This is a genomic window from Caballeronia sp., assembly GCF_049581465.1.
Lineage (GTDB): Bacteria > Pseudomonadota > Gammaproteobacteria > Burkholderiales > Burkholderiaceae > Caballeronia.
In genome coordinates, this window is sequence record NZ_JBAUSA010000678.1 from 1 (window position 1) to 3,737 (window position 3,737).

Annotated in this window: 3 protein-coding genes and 1 pseudogene; 1 reads left to right on the top strand and 3 read right to left on the bottom strand. The window is 57.1% G+C overall.

What is annotated here, in order from left to right; genetic code table 11:
- The first annotated feature begins 269 nt into the window (after positions 1–269).
- Positions 270–539: a hypothetical protein gene (locus WCA53_RS16770; protein ID WP_423912696.1), complete on the top strand. Its 270-nt coding sequence runs from the start codon at positions 270–272 to the stop codon at positions 537–539.
- A gap of 215 nt (positions 540–754) precedes the next feature.
- On the opposite strand, the gene WCA53_RS16775 is transcribed toward WCA53_RS16770, so the two are convergent.
- The 3 genes and pseudogenes from WCA53_RS16775 to WCA53_RS16785 form a co-directional block, all read right to left on the bottom strand.
- Complete coding sequence (locus tag WCA53_RS16775; protein WP_423912701.1) at positions 755–2,296, bottom strand: hypothetical protein; 1,542 nt, start codon at positions 2,294–2,296, stop codon at positions 755–757.
- Between the two features lie 11 nt (positions 2,297–2,307).
- The gene (locus WCA53_RS16780; protein ID WP_423912704.1) at positions 2,308–2,679 is read right to left on the bottom strand and encodes a hypothetical protein; all 372 of its coding nucleotides are present in this window, start codon (positions 2,677–2,679) and stop codon (positions 2,308–2,310) included.
- A gap of 790 nt (positions 2,680–3,469) precedes the next feature.
- Positions 3,470–3,737, bottom strand: a pseudogene (locus WCA53_RS16785) (hypothetical protein); the annotation flags it as partial.

The window sequence follows — 3,737 nt, forward strand, 5'->3', positions numbered from 1 at the left end:
CGCGCTTGCACTCGACGTTGGGCTACGTCAGTCCCATGCAGTTCGAGCGGGACTGGTACGCTGCCCAGAACCAACGGGTGGCATAATCCCACTCAGTTAAGGGATCCGAAATTCGCGGGCAACGTCAAGCTACCTTCTGTTTCTCCATTTGCGAGTGGAACGTGGTCTGGGCCTGCGAGCGAATTAGCCCAGGCACCCTTTCAAAAATCGTCGGAGAGGAATTGACTGCCGGGAAAATTTCGAGGCGGTTTTGCGATCTGATAAGGAACATGCCGAAATCCCCTCAGCGGCAGGAGTTGGCTGCTGCAGCACAGGAGTTCATCGACCTCGTTGCAATCCGCAATGCCATCGTGCATGGGAAGCCTTGCACCGGACCTAGCGGCGAGGCGCGCCTGAGCGCCCGGAAAGTGTTCGAAGTCTCCGACCTAGATGAGGCTGCAGATTCCTTCAGTGCTTGCGGAATAGTAGTAAATCGTCTCCTGCATGGCTTCCTGACTACATACATTCCAAAGCCGGTTACTTCAGTTGGTGAGGCGTGACTGAATGGCCGCTTCCGCAAATCGGCACGGACCGCTTAGAGTCGCGTGCTGCCGATCACCGACAAGCAGAGACCGGCCAAGAAGGGACCTTCAGCACGGAAGCTCGAATCGTTGACAATCGCAGACAACTGGACAACCGTGGGGGAACCCTAGCGAGCCGAAGATGCTTTCGGTATCGGGATCTGCGTGGTGTCAGCAGAATGCAGCGCGCCTTGTTAATCGGCTGGAGCAGCCAGAAGGCTAGCCAGGGCATTGATCAGCGCCTGCAAGGTTGGCTTAGATTCGAGTACCCATCTAAGGCGTTGCTCGTCCAGCGCCATCAGCGCCTGGACTTGACCCATCGCCTGCTCCGCCACCTCGCTACCAAGCGCAGGGATCAAAGGCAGCAAGGTATCCTCCACCAACGGCGCATAGCTCCTTGTTCGGGCCAAAATGACGTCAGCCGTATCGGCGTCTAGCCAATGCACGCCGTTGATCAGCAGGGAGCCATGTTGATGTAACTGGGCTACCAGTTCTTCCGTCATTGGACATCCCTGCCGAACAAAGTTACAGAAATTGTCCCACCGCTCCTTGAAGACTGAAGCTTCGTCATTCCACTCGGTTGCCAGTCGCGTCAACTCACCAATGGCCACGCCCAACTGGACGCGATGCTGGGTTAGGCGCTGCGGGGCGTCGTCATCGGCTAGCACCCTAGGAGCCCCATTTACCGCATTTACGTAGTAAACGTGCCACTGGTCCAACAAAATTTGGCCTGATAGGCGTGGCTGGGGGCCCTCTCCAGACATGGCGTCAAGCAACGCCAGGCTGAGGGCTACCATCCGCTCGCGCTGTGCGGGATCCTGGCCTCCTGCGAGCGTCGACGTAACGGCTAGCACCAAGCGGTCGAGTTCGGCGGTGATTCGCAGCACAGCCTCGGTGGCATCCATCGACGAGGCCATCAGCGCGCCGACCGCCTCGGACACTAAGGTAGTGACATCGCTCACGTTCCGCGTTGGATTCATCATCCGGTCGATCGCTGTGCTGCCGCGCTGCTCCGAGGTGGCCGCCTGGCGTTCGACCCGTGCTGTCGTATCGCTAGGCTGACGAGTTGTTGTGCCCACGGATACGTCAGGGAAGGCTTGAGCAACCCGGCGAGGCAGGCTGGCCGCCAGTACAGTCCAGTAGGGGTCACCCACCGGGGGACGCGAAACAGCAGGGTGCAATCCATAGACGGTCAACGGAAATTGGCGCCACCCGTTCACGCCCCGGGTGCGATGGTCAATGTCGGAGGGTAGGGCCCGCATAGCCGTGTGCACGAAAGACGGGACACCTAGGCCATGTAGCACCAACGCCACGAATTGCGAGCACACTATGCCCGCATTGTGCTTAGCCGACCGTCTGGACAGAGATTTCAGTGCGTACCGCTGCGAGTAGTAACGCTGAACCCCGGCCAAGAGGCGTGCTGGATTGTCCGCCAAACTCAGCAGGCCTGGATGGCGCGCCACCATACAGCGCTCCAAATTGTAAGCGGGAGCGGAGTCTCGCCAGCGCCGAATTCGGACGCCCGCGCCGGGCATGGCATCGGCAATATGGGTATTGTTGATTACGAGTGCCACGTGCGTAAATTTGGCGGTGCGCAAAGGCCGCATCGCGCGTAAGGCGCGTTGGCCCGTCTGGTTTGCCACGGCCCTTAGGCCTGTGCTGCGTAATAGCAGCACATCGCCCGGCAGCACGTGGTAGTTGAAGTCGAACAACGTCAGAGTCATGGGGTTACTCATCAGCCGGGCACTCATTTGCCCCAAGCGTCGCGAAACGCCGGAGGTAGTACCAACGCGGCAGCGATTACGCTGGATAGCACCATCCCAAAGATATGAGCCCATCCTAGCAACCGAATTTCCGGTTTATCAGAACCTATGTGCTCAACAGCGATTCGGGAATACGCCCACATCAGGGCAATCACTAATCCGACGCAATATGCTCCCAACGCACTCGTATGCGCAGAAAACCTATCAATGAAGACGATTGCAGTTCCGCTTAAAGCTGCAGCAAGAATTGTGGTTATCGATCTGACAAAGACGTCATACCCCTGGACAAATCGCAATCCGTAAGTGACGATCGATCCGACGAAACCACCCAAAGCAAAAAGGCCCAGAAAGTCCATTTTCTTCGTTCCACTTTGGGACAAGTCAATCGCGATAGCCTGGAGTTCCCTCTTTCAGCTTAGGCGTCGCTCTGGAAATTTGAAAGGAACGTGTTCCTTCGTGTGCCATGATGCCTAGCAACATTGACTCGCCGACGTTACCGCTGGGGACGGCGCCGCCATACGCGAGATGAATTGCGGACCACTTTGAAGAGAGTGTTAGGACGGCGCGGAACTGTAGTTCGATGGAGGGCCGCTTTACCCGTGACACTCGCTCCCGAATGAGGCATCGCGTTTCTGAAAGCGCCAAACAAGCAGTCTGAATTTTTTTGATGCGACAGCTACGATGAGGCGCTTTTTGAACGTCCTTTATAGATCCGTTCGAGCGGCTCTTGTGGGTCGGTCCATGACTTTCGCATATCTGCTGCGGTAAGCGATCGTGCGAGGTTTGCGTCGGCCCGGGTTCGGCCAAGAGCGGTCAGTCGACACGGGGCCGCGAATCGCGGACAATCGACCAGCCGAGCCCCCACTACCTCGCACAAGTCATGAAGCAGCGTGTACGGATAAAACTTGTTCAGAGACGACAAGCACAGTGTCGTGCGGCCCGCAAGCCTGCAGCCGGAACGAAGGGATATTTGGAAGATGACTATAGGTCGCGACTTGCCGCTATCTACTCTCAGCACAAAGAGTTGTTCAAGCGACTAGAAGACGCGTGAGCATGAGAAGGTCACATATGGGCCGCGTTCCGGCTCGTCAAGACAGCGCCGGTACGCCGTACGACCGTGCGGAAGAATGTTGATACAAAGGCAGCCTATGCCGAAGCTTTCTGCATCGGTAGGCGCTCAGCAAACGCCTTCGAAGCGGTGTCGATAATCTCCTGGTAGTACTCTTTGATTGGTCTTGGGGCGTGGTTATCCCACGCATCTGGGTGAAATGTCCTAAAACACTCGATGCCATTCGACCGGAAGTGCCAAAGAGCCTTTGGCTCAACCTTCACAGTCTGACGCTTCGGAAGCACAGCTTTCAAGGCGCGATCGTACGTGTGGCCGCTACCGAAGATGATTAGGTCTGGCTTAAGC